This is a genomic window from Paenibacillus psychroresistens, from assembly GCF_009728935.1.
In the GTDB taxonomy this organism is placed as follows: domain Bacteria; phylum Bacillota; class Bacilli; order Paenibacillales; family NBRC-103111; genus Paenibacillus_AC; species Paenibacillus_AC psychroresistens.
The window spans coordinates 5,201,927-5,220,248 of record NZ_CP034235.1 but is presented as its reverse complement, the minus strand read 5'-3'; the positions used below and the strand labels follow the sequence as shown (position 1 = coordinate 5,220,248).

General features: G+C 43.5%; 17 protein-coding genes and 1 pseudogene. 17 read left to right on the top strand and 1 reads right to left on the bottom strand.

All coding sequences use genetic code 11. The features are described from left to right. The first annotated feature begins 112 nt into the window (after window positions 1-112). The 17 genes from EHS13_RS23955 to EHS13_RS36285 all read left to right on the top strand — a co-directional run bounded on the left by EHS13_RS23955 (window position 113) and on the right by EHS13_RS36285 (window position 18,264). Window positions 113-1,189, top strand: coding sequence for an NAD(P)H-dependent flavin oxidoreductase (locus tag EHS13_RS23955; RefSeq protein WP_155702808.1), 1,077 nt, complete (start codon window positions 113-115; stop codon window positions 1,187-1,189). Window positions 1,190-1,242: 53 nt separating this feature from the next. After that, window positions 1,243-2,016: an SDR family NAD(P)-dependent oxidoreductase gene (locus tag EHS13_RS23950; protein ID WP_155702807.1), complete on the top strand. Its 774-nt coding sequence runs from the start codon at window positions 1,243-1,245 to the stop codon at window positions 2,014-2,016. Window positions 2,017-2,244: 228 nt separating this feature from the next. Beyond that, entirely contained in the window at window positions 2,245-2,919 is a 675-nt protein-coding gene (locus EHS13_RS23945; RefSeq protein ID WP_227013501.1) for a YjgB family protein, read from the top strand. Between the two features lie 219 nt (window positions 2,920-3,138). Beyond that, window positions 3,139-3,534, top strand: coding sequence for a VOC family protein (locus EHS13_RS23940; RefSeq protein ID WP_162463227.1), 396 nt, complete (start codon window positions 3,139-3,141; stop codon window positions 3,532-3,534). A 319-nt stretch (window positions 3,535-3,853) separates the two neighbouring features. Further along, window positions 3,854-4,636 (top strand): DeoR/GlpR family DNA-binding transcription regulator, encoded by a 783-nt coding sequence (locus EHS13_RS23935; protein ID WP_155702805.1) that lies wholly within the window; start codon window positions 3,854-3,856, stop codon window positions 4,634-4,636. 125 nt (window positions 4,637-4,761) lie between these two features. Continuing rightward, window positions 4,762-6,498, top strand: a complete 1,737-nt coding sequence (locus EHS13_RS23930) for a class I mannose-6-phosphate isomerase (RefSeq protein WP_155702804.1) — start codon at window positions 4,762-4,764, stop codon at window positions 6,496-6,498. 34 nt (window positions 6,499-6,532) lie between these two features. Beyond that, a complete protein-coding gene (locus EHS13_RS23925) occupies window positions 6,533-7,495 on the top strand; it encodes an ROK family protein (RefSeq protein ID WP_155702803.1) in 963 nt (320 codons plus the stop codon). Beyond that, window positions 7,473-8,663 (top strand): CdaR family transcriptional regulator, encoded by a 1,191-nt coding sequence (locus tag EHS13_RS23920; protein WP_155702802.1) that lies wholly within the window; start codon window positions 7,473-7,475, stop codon window positions 8,661-8,663. Before EHS13_RS23925 ends, EHS13_RS23920 begins: the two co-directional genes overlap by 23 nt. Before the next feature lie 111 nt (window positions 8,664-8,774). Next, the gene (locus EHS13_RS23915; protein WP_227013500.1) at window positions 8,775-10,520 is read left to right on the top strand and encodes a sugar phosphorylase; all 1,746 of its coding nucleotides are present in this window, start codon (window positions 8,775-8,777) and stop codon (window positions 10,518-10,520) included. Beyond that, entirely contained in the window at window positions 10,517-10,834 is a 318-nt protein-coding gene (locus tag EHS13_RS23910; RefSeq protein ID WP_227013499.1) for a glycerate kinase, read from the top strand. The genes EHS13_RS23915 and EHS13_RS23910 overlap by 4 nt, the downstream gene beginning before the upstream one ends. After that, a complete protein-coding gene (locus tag EHS13_RS23905) occupies window positions 10,835-12,193 on the top strand; it encodes a glycosyltransferase (protein WP_155702800.1) in 1,359 nt (452 codons plus the stop codon). Next, window positions 12,190-13,569, top strand: a complete 1,380-nt coding sequence (locus tag EHS13_RS23900) for an extracellular solute-binding protein (protein ID WP_155702799.1) — start codon at window positions 12,190-12,192, stop codon at window positions 13,567-13,569. The genes EHS13_RS23905 and EHS13_RS23900 overlap by 4 nt, the downstream gene beginning before the upstream one ends. 57 nt (window positions 13,570-13,626) lie before the next feature. Then, the gene (locus tag EHS13_RS23895) at window positions 13,627-14,529 is read left to right on the top strand and encodes a carbohydrate ABC transporter permease (protein ID WP_155702798.1); all 903 of its coding nucleotides are present in this window, start codon (window positions 13,627-13,629) and stop codon (window positions 14,527-14,529) included. A gap of 12 nt (window positions 14,530-14,541) precedes the next feature. Next, a complete protein-coding gene (locus EHS13_RS23890) occupies window positions 14,542-15,360 on the top strand; it encodes a carbohydrate ABC transporter permease (protein WP_155702797.1) in 819 nt (272 codons plus the stop codon). A gap of 15 nt (window positions 15,361-15,375) precedes the next feature. Next, complete coding sequence (locus EHS13_RS23885) at window positions 15,376-16,053, top strand: SGNH/GDSL hydrolase family protein (protein WP_155702796.1); 678 nt, start codon at window positions 15,376-15,378, stop codon at window positions 16,051-16,053. A gap of 38 nt (window positions 16,054-16,091) precedes the next feature. Continuing rightward, on the top strand, window positions 16,092-17,753 hold the full coding sequence (locus tag EHS13_RS23880) for an MGH1-like glycoside hydrolase domain-containing protein (protein WP_155702795.1): 1,662 nt from the start codon (window positions 16,092-16,094) through the stop codon (window positions 17,751-17,753). A 349-nt stretch (window positions 17,754-18,102) separates the two neighbouring features. Next, window positions 18,103-18,264, top strand: a complete 162-nt coding sequence (locus EHS13_RS36285) for a stalk domain-containing protein (RefSeq protein WP_162462904.1) — start codon at window positions 18,103-18,105, stop codon at window positions 18,262-18,264. On the opposite strand, the pseudogene EHS13_RS36895 reads toward EHS13_RS36285, so the two are convergent. Then, window positions 18,236-18,307, bottom strand: a pseudogene (locus EHS13_RS36895) (hypothetical protein); the annotation flags it as partial. The gene EHS13_RS36285 and the pseudogene EHS13_RS36895 overlap by 29 nt on opposite strands. Between the last annotated feature and the right edge of the window lie 15 nt (window positions 18,308-18,322).

Below are 18,322 nucleotides of genomic sequence, written 5' to 3'. Positions count from 1 at the left end.
CTAAGATGAAGTAATTCACTATAATAACGATTTTAAATCGTCCCAGTGCAGTGTTGGCACTGGGATTGATTTATAATGGGAAATATAAAATAGTAGACCAAGGGAGAAGCACATGAAAATTCTTCTTGAGACAGAGATTTGTCACTTATTCCAGATCCGGTATCCCATTTTTCTTGCTGGAATGGCAGGTGGTCCTGGGACTGTGGAGTTAGCTGCAGCGGTGTCAAATGCAGGCGGACTTGGTATGTTGGGGGCCGCATATATGGAGCCTGAAGCGATTAGGATGGCGATACAAGCAATACGACAGCTAACGAATAAGCCATTTGGTGTGAATTTATTTTCTACCCCCATTCGTGACCTATATATAGGGATTCAGGATGTACAAGGAAAACTGAATGAAATCCGAGATACCCTTAGAATAGTGCACGCTTCGGATGAATTACCTGTCACTCCGAACTATTTTGCAGAACAATTTTCAGTTGTATTAGAAGAAAACGTACCTGTCATCAGCACGGCTTTTGGTGTACTTCCGAAAAATCTAACTCGGCAGGCTAAATCTGCTGGCATGCGGATTATTACGATGGTAACAACGGTCAACGAAGCGCTATTAGCTGAACAGGCTGGATGTGATGCAATTGTTGCGCAGGGTAGTGAAGCGGGGGGACATCGAGGTACTTTCGACATTTCTAATCGCGCAATGGGAGCCAATATCGGTACGTTTGCTCTGGTCCCTCAAATCGTTGATTCCGTTAGTATTCCTGTCATAGCTGCTGGTGGAATTATGGATGGTCGAGGTCTAGTAGCTGCTCTTGCACTTGGAGCTCAAGGCGTACAAATGGGAACTTCTTTCTTAACTACGATCGAATCAGGGGCACATGATACTTATAAGGAAATTCTCATGAAAAGTACTGAGGAAAGTACCGTTATAACGAATGCGTTCTCAGGGCGCCCGGCAAGAGGGATACGCAATGCGTTTATTGAGGAATGGGAAGCAAGCAATTTAGAGCCACTTCCGTTTCCTACACAGAATACTGTGACGCGGGATATTAGAAATGCTTCGGCAAAGCAACGGAATGCGAATTATATGTCTTTATGGGCAGGGCAGGGGACAAGAATGTTAACGTCTGGACAACATGCGGGAAAAATCGTAGCTGATACGATTCAACAAGCTACTTTCATTTTATCTTAATTTTAGGAAAGACTATAACGGTGAGGGAAAAAATTATAAAAGGAGTGGGCACCTTGGGAAAGCTTGATGGGAAAGTGGCATTAATTACAGGAGGCAATAGCGGAATCGGTTTGGCAACCGCGAAATTGTTTGTGGCAGAAGGTGCAAAGGTCGTAATAACAGGCAGGAATGAGACCACGTTAAGCTCGGCAGCTGAGGAGCTGGGCGCGAATGTCCATGCGATTAAGGCGGAAGTATCCGATCCAGCAAGCATGGAAAATGCGGTGTCCGCAGCAGTATCAGTCTTCGGCAGACTTGACATCGTATTCGCTAATGCAGGTATTGCAGCCCCCACTCCAATAGGAAGTACAGAGCTTTCGGTTTTTGAAAATGTGCTTAGGGTAAACGTAACCGGAGTCTTCTTCACCGTACAAGCAGCCTTGCCCCACCTGAAGGAAGGAGCATCGGTAATCTTGACTGGTTCAACGCGTGCAACAGATGGAGCACCGGGAAGATCCGCCTATGCGGCGAGTAAAGGAGCCATCAGCAGCATGGTTAGAGTATTAGCATCCGAGTTGTCACCACGGGGCATCCGTGTAAACAGTCTGGTCCCAGGGGCAACACGTACACCCATTTGGAAACAGTCAACTCCTGAAGAAAAATCCAAACTGGAGGCAGCACACGCACGTGCCATTCCTCTAAAACGCATGGGTGATCCAGAGGAACTGGCCAAGGCTGCCTTGTTCCTAGCTTCTGATGATTCTTCCTATATACAGGGGACAGAAATTGTCGTGGACGGGGGAGCAGCGGCATCTCCGCTGGGAGCGCCAATTTATACTCAAGGATAACTGCAAACTGCTATTTCGAAAAGGATGATGGGTCTGGAACTGGTAGGAGTCCTCTGCGGATGATGTCTACTTTATTTCCATGTTGACAGGTTTTAACTATGAAATTATATTATATTTCATTAGAATAAATAAATATAGGATAAATAAAAGATATTGCAACCTTTTTCAAAGGTATGCCGTCTGAGGGAGTAGAAAGAGAAAAATTCAATCAACTATGGAGATGACAACATGAAACCACATTTCAAAATAATAGCAAGCTCTGTATTAATTGGCAGTACTATGATGCTTACAGCATGTAGTTCAAGCTCACCCGCAGCAACAAATGCACCTACTGCGACAACTGTATCTACTGCTACAGCGACACCTATTGCTAGTGTATCGCCAAGTCCTACAAGCATACCGACCTCAAATCCAACTATTGCACCAAAACCAATAGTAGCGACTCCTGCACCAGCAACAGCGACAGATGCTGCAAACAAACAAATTAAGGCTTTATTCGAACTAGCTAAAAAGGGTTTAATTCCGGATGTTAAATTTGCTGCGCATATTGGATTATTTGATGAAGTTGAGGAAGCTTGGGGGAAGGCAGACAAGACAGAGGGAGCAGGCAAAGGAATTTATGCAACCTACAGTAAGAGAAATGTTGTGATCGGCTTTAACAAAGGGATGAAAATATTCGATGTTCGTTCAAATGCCGCTAATTTGCAGAAGCTAACGCTTAAACAAATTGAAAATGCGTTAGGAAAGCCGAACAATACGACTGTTAACGGTGATGATACCATTTATATTTACAAGGTCAACGATCAATACCAGCTCAAATTTATTATTCCTAAATCAACAGGTAAGGTTGATCATATCTCCGTATATTCACCTCAAGACACGATTAATAACATGGCTGGATAAACAGTAAATAAAAGGCACAGTTCCTCAAAATTGAGAGGACTGTGTTTTTTTCTGTATAATCAAGACATCAAATGTGAGATGACATTATCATCCTAGACATTGGAGCAAATGATATTCTGAAAAAGATCATATACACTCCTCAGTATTTTCCAGATTTGCAAGGGAGTATATGCTATTATTATCTGGATTGTAAATTATTGTTGGGTGGTGTTTATGAGAATGGAGTATGTTAAAGCTAGTGAAGTTCATTTAGGAATCCCTGTTGACGATGTTGAAGGATCAATTGACTGGTATGTTAATGTATTGGGTTGCGAGCTTGTCTGGAAAATGGGAATCGCACAATTAAAACTACCATCGGGACAAAAAATTGGAATATTTAAGCCTGAAGAGGACGAATCAAGCATTTGGTATGTGGGTGATTATAAATCGCACCCCCATTTTTCAATTCAGTTTTTTACCACAGATATAAAAAGATTACGTGACGAGTTGATTGTAAGTGGTGTACAAGTTCGAGAAATTGAGCGTGGCGGCGGTGGCGATGACATGATGATGTTTTTTGATCCTAATGGAAATCGCTTTTGGGCGATTGAAGATCTTAATCCAAACCAGCGTTAAACGGGTACGATAATGGAGGAGTTGCTATGCAGTAGCGGCTCCTTTTTCTATTGAAGTAACTGGCAGGTTAGCATGGAAAGAATTAATCAAAAATAATAAGGGGAAAATGCGATTTTCATCCATGATTTTTTAATAAAGGATTCCTGGTTCTGGGCTTATGCAGTTGGAAATATTTACCAGAGGAGCGATGATTGGCCATTGGCCGGGCGATATTGAAGCCATTAACTGAATGAAATTTAGTTTTCACATAGTGATCACTTCTTCATTTTACGAAACTTCTAAGATATGTTATGTTATGTGATAATTATCCACAATTCAAATGACGAGGTGTTCGATTTTGTTGCCAATCCAGAGAAGGCAGGTTTTACAAAATTATTTGGCTCTTCACGGTGGGGGTTCAATCAAAGTACTCAGTGATCAATTCGGCGTTTCGGAAATGACCATTCGACGTGACCTTGAACTCTTGGAGCATCAAGGGCATGTCGCACGATCCCATGGCGGGGCTATCTATGTTGACAAGCTATTAGGTGAGCCTGCACTTCCGGACAAACAGGCGAGGAACCCGGATTTGAAAGAGAAGCTGGCGTCATATGCCGCAGAGCGGTTCGTCTCTGACGGTGACGTCCTTATTGTGGAGGGTGGAACGACAGTCTTGAGAATGGCGGCTTATCTTAAACAGTCACAGCTAACACTAATGACAAATGGATTGGATGCGCTTCAGCAGCTGAGGGTGGCGGCGGAAAGGCATACGGTTTTATGCTGTGGTGGTGTGTTACGGGTGCCCTCCAGCACATTCGTAGGTCCGGTAGCAGAGTCCTTCTTTACTCAGTATCACGCTAATACAGCATTCCTTTCCGCTCTATGCTTCACAGTGGAAGCAGGGTTCACTGATCCGAACCTGATGGATACCCAGGTAAAGAAGGCTATGATCAGGTCGGCGGCTAGAACTGTGATGCTCCTCGATTCCTCCAAAATAGGTAACCGTTCGTTTGCCACTGTTGCTCAGTTAAATGAAGTGTCGGTGCTTGTGACGGATAGCGGGATTCCGGAGACTATTCGCCAAGCTTGCGACGAGGCTGGCGTGGAACTTCATATAGTGTAGATGTTTTTTAAAAAATCTCTTTGCGATTATTCTGTGCAGAGAGATTTTTTTATGCTTCGACATGTTGGATTATGTTATTTTATGTTATAATGTGAAAAATAATGTGAAAGAATGGTGGGAAAGCTATGTATAACAAAGAGCCATCCATAGAGATTCTGGGGCGGGAGCAGGACGCGTATCGGGGATATGCGGATATCGCAAAGGTCTTGCAGAAGAAAATGAAAAATAATCGTAAAACAGTTATCGTCATTGAATGTTATCCAGCTGTTCGGCAACAGGAAATAATAGTGGGTCTCAAAGCTTATCTTCAGCTTTTAACTGTTATTGATGTGGAAGCTGCCGCGCTAAACACAGTAGAGATGAATCACAAGGTAGAACGTTTTCTTACGGATGATCGAGTGTTTGGTTACATGTCCCCGCTTCACATTGAGGAATTATATGATCTACAGAAATTGGCAATGCTTAGAGAACAAGTGGAAGCGGTGACAGAGGGGATTGTCATCCTCATCGGCTTCGGTGCCTCGCTGGCTTATACCGGTGATATGCTCGTGTACGCGGATTTGACTCGTTGGGAGATCCAGCTTCGCTACCGCTCGAAGGAATTCGGTAATTGGCTCGCTTATAACGAAGATGAGGATATGCTTCGTAAATACAAGCGAGGCTATTTCTACGAGTGGCGCATGGCAGATCGTCTGAAGCGGTCGTTGTTTAAGCAAATCGACTATTATCTGGATACGAACAAACAGAATGATCCGAAGCTCGTATCATGGGAGGCCATACTGGATGGGATGGAGCAGATTACGCGACGGCCGTTCCGGCTCGTACCTTATTTTGACCCTGGCGTTTGGGGTGGCAATTGGCTCCAGGAGAAGCTATCTCTCCCGCCTAAAGAGCATCCTTACGCGTGGGGTTTCGATGGTGTGCCTGAGGAGAACAGCTTGTATTTGGACTTCGGTCCAATACAGATGGAAATGCCAGCGATTAATCTCGTATTCCTCCAACCAAAGGCACTGCTCGGTGAGCGGGTGTATGCACGGTTTGGCGCTGAGTTCCCCATTCGTTTTGACTTCCTCGATACGATCGGCGGACAGCCTCTAAGCCTACAGGTACATCCGACGACCGATTATATCCAAACTCGATTCGGTATGTCTTACACACAGGATGAGAGCTATTATATCCTGGACGCTATGCCGGACGCTGAAGTGTATTTAGGTCTTAAAGAGGGTGTAGTTCCAGAACAAATGCTGGAGGATTTGCGGATTGCTGAGCGGGGAGACAGCCCGTTCCCAACTTCAAAATATGTGAATGTATTTTCGGCTAAGAAGCATGATCACTTCTTAATTCCCGCAGGTACGATACATTCTTCGGGTAGCGGTTGTATGGTTCTCGAGATTAGTGCAACCCCCTATATTTTTACCTTTAAGCTGTGGGATTGGGATCGACTTGGTCTAGACGGCAAACCGCGTCCAGTTCATATCAAGCATGGCGCTGAGGTCATTCAATGGGATCGAACGACGGCTTGGGTTGAACAGGAATTAATCGGTCAAGTTGAGCAGGTGACCGAGGGTGGCGGCTGGCGTGAGGAACGGACAGGTCTGCACGAATACGAATTTATTGAAACGCGTCGCTTTTGGTTCTCCGAGCCTGTACTTCATGTGGGTAACGGCAGTGTTCAGATGCTGAACCTGGTTGAGGGTGATGAAGCTGTCGTGGAAAGTCCAGACGGTATGTTCGATCCGTTCGTTGTTCATTATGCCGAAACCTTTATCATCCCCGCTTCCATTGAGCGTTATGTCATAAGACCGGGTGGGACGAGTACCGGTCAGACCCTTGCGATTATTAAGGCGTTCGTGAAAGGCTAACGGACAACAGCTTCTCTAACGGAGGGATAGGATTATGAATAAAGGGATTTACTTGGCTTTCGATGTGGGAGGAACGTCAATTAAAGCAGGAGTGATCGATGTCTCAGGGCGGATCTTAGAGCACACCCTCTCACATTATGAGTCAAAAGCGAATGGATCAGCTGCGGAGATTGTAGATCATTTTGTTAAAATCACTAACGATTTATTGCAGCAAGCAGATCCCAATGGCTTAGAACGGATTGCTGGTATAGGATACGCCTTTCCTGGACCGTTTGATTATGAGCAGGGGATCAGCTACATTCAAGGCTTGAATAAATTTGAGTCCTTGTTTGGCAAGCGTTTCGGCGACCAATTGTTGGAGGCGATGCGATCAAATAGCTCTTTAGCCTCTAGGCTCAAGTCGGATTTCATGCCGCGATTTGCGAATGATGCTGCACTATTCGCGATAGGGGAAGCGCACTATGGACAAGCCGCAGCTTATCGAAGGGTCGTTTGTCTTACGCTTGGTACGGGGATCGGATCAAGCTTTATTGAGGCTGGTCGCTTGATTAAGCATCGAGATGACGTCCCAGACAATGGGTGGGTGTATCCACTGCCTTACCGCTCCAGCATAGTAGACGATTACATCTCTCGGCGTGGGCTGCTTCTGCTTGCTCGTGAGATGGGAATAGATCTGCTAGGCCGGGACGTTAAACAGCTTGCTGAAGGCGCTATACGTGGAGATGAAGCTTTGAACATGCTGTTCGATTCGTTTGGCAGGTGTATAGCTGAAGCACTCGCGGCAGCGCTTAAGATATTCAACCCCGATATCGTTGTGCTTGGAGGACAGATATCCAAGAGTGGAGAGTTATTCGTTCCAAGCTTATGCCGTGAGCTGCTTCATAGGGGAGTTCAAGCCTCCGTGGTCATTAGCACAGACACGTTGCGAAATACACTCCTGGGTATATATCATACGCTGCAAGAGGATCTGGGAGATGAAGCCAATGATCTCGGGTAAAAAGTCGCAATATATCGTGAAAGAGCTCTCAAAAATTATTGACCGAAATATCAATTTCATGAATGAAGAAGGCATTATAATTGCGAGCACGGACCCTTCGCGAATCGGATTAATTGACGAAGGCGCTCTGATTGTACTCAAAACGAAAAAAAAGCTAGTAGTTCAAGAGAATCAATATCTAGGATCGAAAGCAGGCATCAATTTGCCAGTTTACTTTGAGAACAGGGTCATCGCTGTGATCGGCATAACGGCAATTGAGCCGGAAGTATTAAAGATGGCGGAGATTATCCGCAAAATGACCGAAATATTAATCAAGGAACAGCTCATTGATGAGCGAAACGAAATCGTTGATCAATCCAGGGAGGTTTTTATTCGCGACTGGCTGGAGGGAAGATGGAAGGAAGATAAGGTGTTCTCATCAAGGGGATGGATGAACGGTCTCAATGTGAATTTGCCCCGTGTAGTGATAACCCTTCTTATTCATTACGATAACCCTGTCCAACAAGACAGAACATCATTTGATCTCCAACGGGAGCAAAATCTTTACAAAGGTTATTTGCAAGAAGCGGTAAAGTTTAACAATCAAGATCTCATCATTCCTGTTGGTTTTATGAAATTTGCTTTACTCATTACATGCCAGGGCTCCAATGAAGAAAAAAGAAAAGAATTCATCTCTCATAAAATTCAATATATCCATAGGCAAATACCTCAATCCGACCATTTCACCATTGCGGTGGGGATCGGGGGCTATTATGATTCCATCCGAGGAGTGCCGATCTCCTATATGGAATCGGAAAAAGCTCAATCGTATGCTAGTCCAGTCGAACAATTGAATATTGTATATTATGACGAGCTCCATTTGGAGCTTCTGTTGGATAACGTTCCAAAGGAAAGAAGCGGGAACTTTGTTCAGAGAACTTTGAATTTGGAAGCTTTCCCCGACTCGAAAGAAGTCATCGAAATGTTAAGGGTGTTCTTTGCCTGCAATCAATCCATCAATAAAACGGCAGAACAGCTTTTTATCCATAAAAACACGCTCCAATACCGGCTCATCAAAATCAAGGACTTAACCGGATATGACCCGAGGGTATTCGAGGAGGCAGTATTGCTGTACCTAGCTCTATATTTTATTCCGAAAAATAATGAATCGCCAATTCGGTATGAGTAACAAAAAAATATAGATTAACGAGGTATGGGTTTGGTGCTTGTACCATGGTATGCGTTTTCAAAACGGGTTACGATTAAGCATATCAGAAAGTAAAGGTGGTTTTGATTGCTTATGAATATGGCCCGGACCAATGCACTTCTATCTAAACTTGATTTCATATATGGCAATGAAAAGGCCCACGTTATCCTTCAACATATCAATCGAATGCTCACTCGTTTTTCCGAACAAAGCCAAGCGAAAGAAAAACGCTGGGTTTCAGAAAAGGACGTTATGCTTATTACCTACGGCGATACGATTCGCAGTGGAAATGAGGCACCCTTTCAGACACTTAGTAGGTTTTTGTTGCTCAATTGCAAGGATTTATTATCTGCTGTGCATATACTGCCCTTTTACCCCTATTCATCAGATGATGGCTTTTCGGTCATCGATTATCGTGAGGTTAACCCTGACTTGGGAAATTGGGATGACGTGACCGAACTTTCGTATCACTTTGACTTGATGTTTGACGAAGTAATCAACCACATATCCCAGCACAGCCGCTGGTTTCAAGAATATTTGTCGGGAAATGCGGAGTTTGTTGATTATTTTATTGAAGCAGACCCTCTCGCCGATTACAGCAGTGTTACACGTCCGCGCGCTTTGCCTTTGCTGACCAAGTTCAATACATCTTCGGGAGAAAAGAGTATCTGGACCACATTTAGCGCGGATCAAATTGATTTGAATTATGCCAACGAGAAGGTATTTCTTGAAATACTAGAGATCCTACTGATGTATACAGCAAGAGGAGCTCGTTACATTCGTTTAGATGCTATCGGATTTATGTGGAAAAAGCTTGGGACGACTTGTATGCACCTTGAAGAGACTCATGCGCTAGTACAAGTTATACGTGATGTATTAGAGATTGCCGCTCAAGATACCGTGATCATAACGGAGACGAATGTGCCTCATCGTGATAATATCAGCTATTTTGGAAACGGCTCAAACGAAGCTCATATGGTCTATCAATTCCCGTTGCCTCCACTCACCTTGCATACTCTTCATACAGGCAATAGCAGCAAACTGCAAGAATGGGCCATGTCGCTTGAGCCAACCACGAATGAGACAGCATTCTTCAATTTCATTGCTTCACACGATGGAATTGGTGTTCGCCCAGTGGAAGGAATCTTGACTAAAGAAGAAGTAAATATCATGGCTGACAAAGTGAAGGAACACGGTGGATTTGTCTCTTATAAGGCCAACGGTGACGGAACAGAGAGTCCTTATGAGTTAAATATTAATTACTTAAACGCTCTTTCTCATCCAGAGGATTCCATTCAACTGAAGGTTAAGCGTTTTAGCGCTGCCCATGCTATCCTCTTGTCTTTTATGGGAATGCCTGCGATCTATATCCACAGCTTATTCGGATCTCAGAACGATCTGGAGGGTGTGAAGGTTACCGGGCGTAACCGATCTATAAATCGAGAGCAATTACAATATGATTTGCTGCAATTGGAATTGGAAACTGAAGGTTCTCTCCGAAGACAAGTGTTTCTTTCACTTAAAAAGTTAATTGAGATTCGGACCAGTGAGCCTTGCTTTCATCCCAATGCAGCTCAGCATGTCCTTAAATGCGACGATCGACTGTTCACCTTGGTACGTAAGTCGTCTGAAGCCGACGAGGTACTTGTAATTGTGAACGTAACAAACGACACGTTAAACTTGCCCTTCTCTGAATTGAAGTTAGCATGGATGGACGGGGAAACTGTAGTGGATTTGATTTCTAGCCTATCTATACAAATAAAGGATTCCTTACAGATCAATTTAGAGCCTTATCAGGTGATTTGGATAAAACGGCTTAAAGGGGGTGATAACAAGTGAGAATCATTATTTCTCCGGACTCCTTCAAAGGGTCAATGACCGCTATGAGCGCGGCTGACCAGATCGAAGCAGGCATTCTCACCGTGTTTCCAGCTGCAAAAACCATCAAAATTCCGATGGCAGACGGAGGGAAAGGGACGGCTGAAACGTACCTGATGATTTCCGGGGGAGAATTGATTTGGCATGCAGTTATGGATCCTTGTAATCGGAACATTCGCGCCAGCCGAGGAGCCGAGAAAATCGTTATCGGACTCGGCGGCAGTGCAACAATCAAAGCAGGGGTTGGCAGTTTACATACCCAAGGGGGTGAGTAATTGAAAATTGCGTTAGCGCATTTCAGAGTCGGTCAAACTGACGGTGTCTCTTTGGAAATGGAAAAGTGGAAAGACGTGTTGGAGCGAATGGGTCATGAGGTGCTATTGCTGGCTGGAAGCGAAGGCCAAACACAGGCGTATGTGATTCCCGAGCTTCATTATAAACATCCGATGAACGAAAAATTTGTATACAACGCCTATGAAAAACGAAGTGATTACGATTCTGAGAATGAATTTGTAAACGATGTCATGGCGTTCTCCAAAACAATGGAGAGAAAACTTGTCGATTTTATAAAAAGTGAAGAAATTGATTTGTTCATTCCCCACAACTTGTTCTCGTTAGGTTGGAGCTTACCTGCGGGCATTGCCTTAACCAATGCCCTAAAGACGACCGGTATCTCTTGTATCGCTCTTCACCACAATTTTTACTGGCAAAGAGAAAGATACTCAAAGCCGACTTGTCCCATAGTAAAAGAATGGTTGGGATGTTTCTTTCCGCCGGATCTGCCCAATCTAACCCATGTGGTTTCTAATCGTCTTCACCAAGATGAATTGATGCAGCGCAGACAATTGAATTCTGTCATTATCCCCAATATGTTTGATTTTAATGGCGGTGCTTGGAGTAGGGATGATTACAATGAATCCATGCGAAGGGATATTAGAGCAGATGAAGATGCCATCATTATTCTACAAGCTACCCGGGTAACAGAGCGTAAGACGATAGAGATCGGAATCGATACCGTGGCGCAGCTGCAATCGAAATTAGAATCGCTTAAGTGTAGAAATGCCGTTCTTTATAATGGAAAACCGCTTTCGGATCGCAGCCGTCTAATTTATGTCCTTGCAGGGATGCCGGAATCCAACTACGAATATACCGAAAAGCTGCGTATTAAAGCGGAACGCCTTGGAGTTGATTTGCGATTTATTAATTCTTTAATTAACCGCTCGCGGACTTATTCCAACGGACAAAAAATTTACTCGTTATGGGATGCCTACATCATTGCGGATTTCGTCACGTTTCCAAGCGTGATTGAAGGTTGGGGCAACCAGCTTCTTGAAACTGTGTTCGCTCAAAAACCGCTCTTAATTTATGAATATCCCGTTTATGAGATGGATATCCGGGATTACGGCTTTGATTTTGTTTCATTGGGCAACACTCATCACATAGACGCTGACGGGTTAGCGAGCGTCGATATTCAAAATGTGGAGGAAGCGGCGGCACGTATGGCAGAACTTCTTACCGATACCGATGCTTATAATCGGGTCGTGCAGCATAATTTCCAGATTGGCAGATCCAACTTTTCGCTTGAATCACTGCAGCAACTACTGGAACCATTAATTGAGGAGGTTAACAAATGATTAAAAAGTCAGGACTTATATTAATTACATGTTTAATGATAACGGCAACTGCATGCAGCAGTTCAAGTACAAACAGTGAGTCTTCCGCAACTCCCGCAGCATCAACTAATTCAGCTTCACCATCAGCTTCTACACCAGCCGAAGGCAGCGGCAAGGTGACGAACATTAGCATGCAGATCGCATGGGCAAGTGATTCGGGCAGAGGCAAAGCAATTCAAGGAATGCTTGATCAATTCGAAATCGAAAATCCAACTGTAAAAGTGGAGCTACTCGGAGGCGTTCAATACGGACAGAAGCTGCTAACGCAAATCATTAGCGGTGAAGCTCCTGAAGTGCTTCAAGTCGCATACGGCGATGCCAAACCGCTAGCGACACAAGGGGCATTTATCGATTTAACGAAGGACTTCGGAGTGGAGAAAGAAAATTACATGCCGCAAATTTGGGATTTAGCGGTTAATGAAGGTATGCTTTCTGGTATGCCATGGCTAGGGCACACGATTCAATTAATTTATAACAAAACCTTGTTTGAAAAAGCTGGAATAAAAGCACCGCCACAAACCTGGGATGAGCTTTATGAAGTAGCCAAAAAGTTAACGATCGACACGAACGGAGACGGAAAACCGGATCAGTTCGGGATTGGACTCTCAGGAAAGCAAGGTCCTGATTTGGCATGGATGTATGGATTGACCGCTGCTCAGGCCGGAGCTAAGCTGGTAACTGAAAAGAACGGGCAATATGAAGTGGCGATTAATTCCCCTGAAGGCATAAAGGCGCTAGACTTCTATACTAAGCTAATGAAAGATACTTCACCTACGGATTCATTGAACAAAGACGGTGGAGCGATACAAACGGATTTCAGAAATCAAGTTGTAGCGATGGAATTATCCGGTCCTTGGGGCGTTTCAGAAGCTTGGAAAACAGGCGGTAAATTCGAAGCAGGCGTAGCTGAAGTACCATCCGGGCCTGTTGGTAAGGCAACAGAAGTTACCACATACCTTCTTTCTATCCCTACTGGGGTTGAAGGAGATAAGCTGGCCGCTTCCGAGAAATTAATTAAATACTTAACCTCCAAGCCAGCGCAAGAAATGGTTATGAAAGGAGAAGTGGGTGAAGATGGAAAGTACTATCCATTCCGTATTCCAATTCGCAAAGATATGGCAGATACGCAATTTTTTAAAGATCACCCTGAATTTAACGTGTTTATGAAGGGTGTGGAGTATCCGTTTATTCTAAATCCAATTCCGCAATGGACTAAAATTAGCGATGAGGTTTATCAGAGCGCATTGAATCAAGTCGTATCCGGAAAAATTTCTTCCGCAGAAGGTTTGAAGATGGTACAAGATAAAGGAAATGCGATCATTAAGAATTCGAAGTAACTATTAAGGGAGCACCTGCATCGTAGAGTGCTCCCTGTTTCTTAAGGGGGAACCTCAGTGAAGGCTTTTAGGAATAAGCTTGGAGATGTCAATGCGTATCTTTTTTTATTACCCTCTATTATCATTTTGGGTTTATTTATGGTCTATCCTGTTATCTGGTCCATTATCGCCAGCTTCAAGAATATCAAACCGATTGCACTAAAAAATGCGAGTTTGTTTGAAATTCCGGGCGCTTATATCGGATTTGACAATTATTTGTCGGCCCTTCACAATCCCTTGTTTTTGAAGGCTATTCTCAACACAGCATATTTCGGTATTCTCTTTATTCCTTTATCGATATTCGGAGCCGTTTTTCTTGCCATGCTTGTGAATCAGAAGCTTAAAGGCGTGAATTTTGTTAGAACCATCTTCTTTATTCCGTATATTATTTCGATAGTTAGTGGAAGCTTGATTTTCATGTTCTTGTTTAACGGGGACAGTGGATTGATAAATGCCTTGCTTTTGAAATTGGGCATGAATGGTCCTAATTGGCTTGCCAGTACGGTCTGGGCAATGCCAATCATCGTGTTGATGTCTTTCTGGAGAAATATTGGATACTACATGCTGATTTATTTATCCGGCTTGCAAAACATACCAAGGGATCTGTACGAAGTAGCGGATGTGGAGGGTGCCACCAAAATTCAAAAATTCCGGTATATCACTTGGCCATTGCTGGGTCGTATATCTTTAGTAGTTATGATTTTACTGTTGATTAATTCGCTTAATGTATTTCAGGAAATTTACATCATGACTGGAGGCGGACCTGCGGATTCTACGCTTACCGTAGCCTTTCTAATATATAACAGGGCGTTTAAATATTATGAGATAGGTCCTGCATCTGCCATGTCTTACCTATTGTTCATTTTTGTCGTAGCGATAACCATAATACAAAGGAAACTTGTCGAAAGAAGATTAGGCTAGGGGGTTTGTAAGTTGAAAAGTAAAAATTTATTGCCCACAGTTGTTCTCTGGGTTATAGGCATCCTGTTCCTTCTCCCAGTTTATTGGCTATTGGTGTCAAGTCTAAAAAGCGACATAGAAATCACGAAATTTCCGCCTACTTTTTTTCCAAAGACGCTTGTTTGGCAGAATTACCCGGATATTTGGAGTCGGCTTAAAATCGGCGTTACCTTTACGAACTCGCTAATCGTAGCGGTTCCCACTGTTGTACTAACGGTAATTTTTTCTAGCATGGCTGGATACGCGTTCTCCAAAAAGCGTTTTCTAGGCAAGAATGTCTTGTTTACTGGTTTAATTGCGACCATGATCGTACCGCCAACCGTGCTTATGCTTCCGCTTTATTTCATCATTACAAAGCTAGGCATGTTCGATTCACTGCTTGGTTTAATTCTGCCTTTTTCAATAACCGTATTTGCCATATTCTTTACCAAACAGTATATAGACGAAATCCCGGATGAGATGCTGGAGGCTGCTAAAATGGATGGGTCAAATGATGTCCGTACGTTTACACAAATCGTTATTCCATTGATCCGTCCTGCTTTGACGGCCTTGTTCATCATCGATTTTGTGCAGAACTGGAACTCATTTACGATGCCGCTTGTCATGCTGCAAAGTGAATCTAATTTCACATTGCCGTTGAAGCTGGCATTGATGGCTCAAGATACGATTTCCGTCCCGTGGTCCAAAATTTTAGCTGCAAATACAATAGCTCTAATACCGGCGCTTACCGTTTTTCTAGTGCTTCAGAAGGAATTTATAAATGGTTTGATGGCAGGAGCTGTGAAAGGTTAAGAAGGAGGTGCTGATATGAAACGCAGATATAAGATTGCTTGTCTTGGCGATTCTATGACCGCTTTTTGGGGATCAGAGATGTCTGAGCTTAGCGACTCGTTAGAGAGGGAATTTCCTGAACAGCCTTTTGAGTTGTTCAACTATGGCGTAAGCGGTACTCGGGCGGAATATGGAATATATCGCATCACACACGACTTCCCAAATCCGTTCGGAAGTGGTTTTCAGAAATGCCTTTCATCCGTTAGCCCCGATTTGGTAGTAGTCGAATCGTTCGCCTACAACCATCGACTGGATGGGAAGCATAACATCGACAATTATCATAACGTATTACGTCAATTGTTTGAGGTTTTACGCAAAACTACCCCGGCTCAGTTGGTGTTTCTCATAACCATTCCGCCAGATAGGGTTAATTTCTTGGATCATGTTCCGACGTATCTAGGCGTGATACCCGAATTAAGGCAGGAATGGGCTACATACAGTGAGATGTATCTCCAAGCCGCCGTTGAGTTTGCCAAAAATGAACAACTTACTCACATAAATGTGTTCGAGCGCGTCAAGGATAAGGTAGCATCGGGAGTCCCAATTAGTTGGTTTATCGACCAGAATGATCATATCCACCCCAGTCGTTATGCCTATGAATTTATTTCGGAAGAAATCGTAGGAGCGATCCAACAGCTTGACCTCATCAAATAAATGATAATCTGTGATTTTAGAAAGTAGGGAGTGCAATCATGCAATTCAACAATCAGAATCAACCGGAAAATTGGAAAAGGGGGCTTTTTTTCAATAAGAAGACTTATGCTGATGAACCTCTTTTGACGTTCGAGGAAGCACGGAATCAACTACCGTCCCCCATATTCGAAAGTCGTCCGGATTATATCGAATGCTACTGGAGGACATGGGAGATTGCGTATGGCAATACGCATATACCAGTGCCAGAAAGCGGCTTTGTCAGTAATTTCATAGACGCGGCATTTAACGATAAAATTTTTCTGTGGGACACCGTCTTTATGACGATGTTTTGCAACGTTGCCCATCCTTATATCCCGGGCATTCGTTCGCTTGATAACTTTTACTGCAAGCAGTTGGATGACGGCGAAATCGCCCGCGAATATGTGACAAAAACGGGTGTGGAATTTTATAAGTGGGTGAATATTGAGCGAAAACCGCTTCATTCTTTCTTCCATAATCACTACAAACATAGAGGGCTCGCACAAATAAATGATCTTGAATTTGAGGTGATGTATAAGCCAAATCTTGGCCGGACCGTGGAAAATCCTCCTTATTTAAGGTTAGACAACTTGAATCATCCTATTCTTTGTTGGGCTGAATTGGAAAGCTTTAAGCATACAGGGGATCTGAATCGTCTTAAGTTGGTTTGGGAGCCATTGGTTCGTTATTACGATGCGCTGCGATACCACCTGTATAATCATTACGGGTTGTTTGTAACGGATTGGGCAAGCATGGATAATTCGCCTCGTAACCAATATTTGGGTAGTGGGGTTGATATCAGCTGCGAAATGGTACTTGTTGCCCGAAATTTGATAGAGATTGCGAACATCTTAATCAACGATAAAAAGTTGAAAGAAGGGGCTATAGCCGAAACAGACGAACTTGTCAGTCAAGTTGTAAGATTGGAACAAGATGCTCAGACTTTTACAGATTCCATCAACAACCTCATGTGGGATCCCGAGACGGGGTTTTATTATGATGTTACGAATGAAGGGAAGCGCTCTCCTGTAAAAACCATCGCTGCTTATTGGACACTTCTCGCGGGTGTTGCTGATGAGACACAAGCGGCGAAGCTGGCCGAATGGCTTAACGATCCAAACACCTTCTTCCGGAAACATCGTGTACCCGTATGTGCCGCCGACGAACCGGGATATGATCCACGTGGTGGATATTGGAGGGGGTCCGTCTGGGCGCCTACAAACACAATGGTGATTCGTGGTTTGGAGAAATACGGGTATTACGATTTAGCTAGGGAAATCGCACTAAACCATCTTGATAATGTCGTAAAGGTATATAAAGATACTGGCACAATATGGGAGAATTATCCACCTGATTCAATTGACTCGGGTAATGCAGACAAAAAGGATTTTGTCGGTTGGTCGGGTATTGCGTCTACACTATATCTATTGGAACATGCTATCGGTCTAAAAGGGGATGCCGTTCAGGATGAACTAATATGGCGTCTTCAACCCGGAATGGGAACAATAGGCTGCAACCGATATTGGTTTGCAGGTAAAACTGTGAATCTGGTCGCAACGGAAGAGGCGAATGGAATGTATCGAATCAAAGTTTTAAGCGATGCCCCGTTGAAGCTAAAACTTCAGTACGCCAACCGTGAAACTTTGGTGGAAGTAAACGGACAGGCTGAAATTCTGATTTAAAAATTGGAGGGGGGAGTCTAGCCAATGAGGCAAGACTTCCTTTTTTTCTATATAGAACAGGGAGATTTATCCTTTAAAATCTCATTGGGTTATTTTTTAATTGAATCGTGATTTCGTATGCGTAGTATCCACTATAGTAGCACTGCTTTTTATTGATTTTGAGAACAGCATTAAACAAGCCTATTGGTGAGCTGACCGGTTTAGATTTATCCAAACTTACTTCACTATCTCCCGTTGATTATGTTACTAGTTTAGATGGGTTGGAATATGCAACGAACTTGACAGATATTACTATTAGAACCAGCAAAGTAAGTGATTTACACACCCTATGATCTATAAGGACTAAACGATGCTTCCTTTGAGGGAGCTGTTTGTACTATTTGGAGCCAATGTACAATGGGATGGAACGACAGAGTCTTTTGGTTATAGTGTTGATTGGAATGATAAGTATCCTTGGGTAGAAATAAAGATAAGTTTGACGGCTGTGCTGCTTCTAGGCCGATACCACTAGTACCACCTGTTACAACCGCTACTTTTCCTTCAAACTTTCCCATTTTCCAGAACTCATT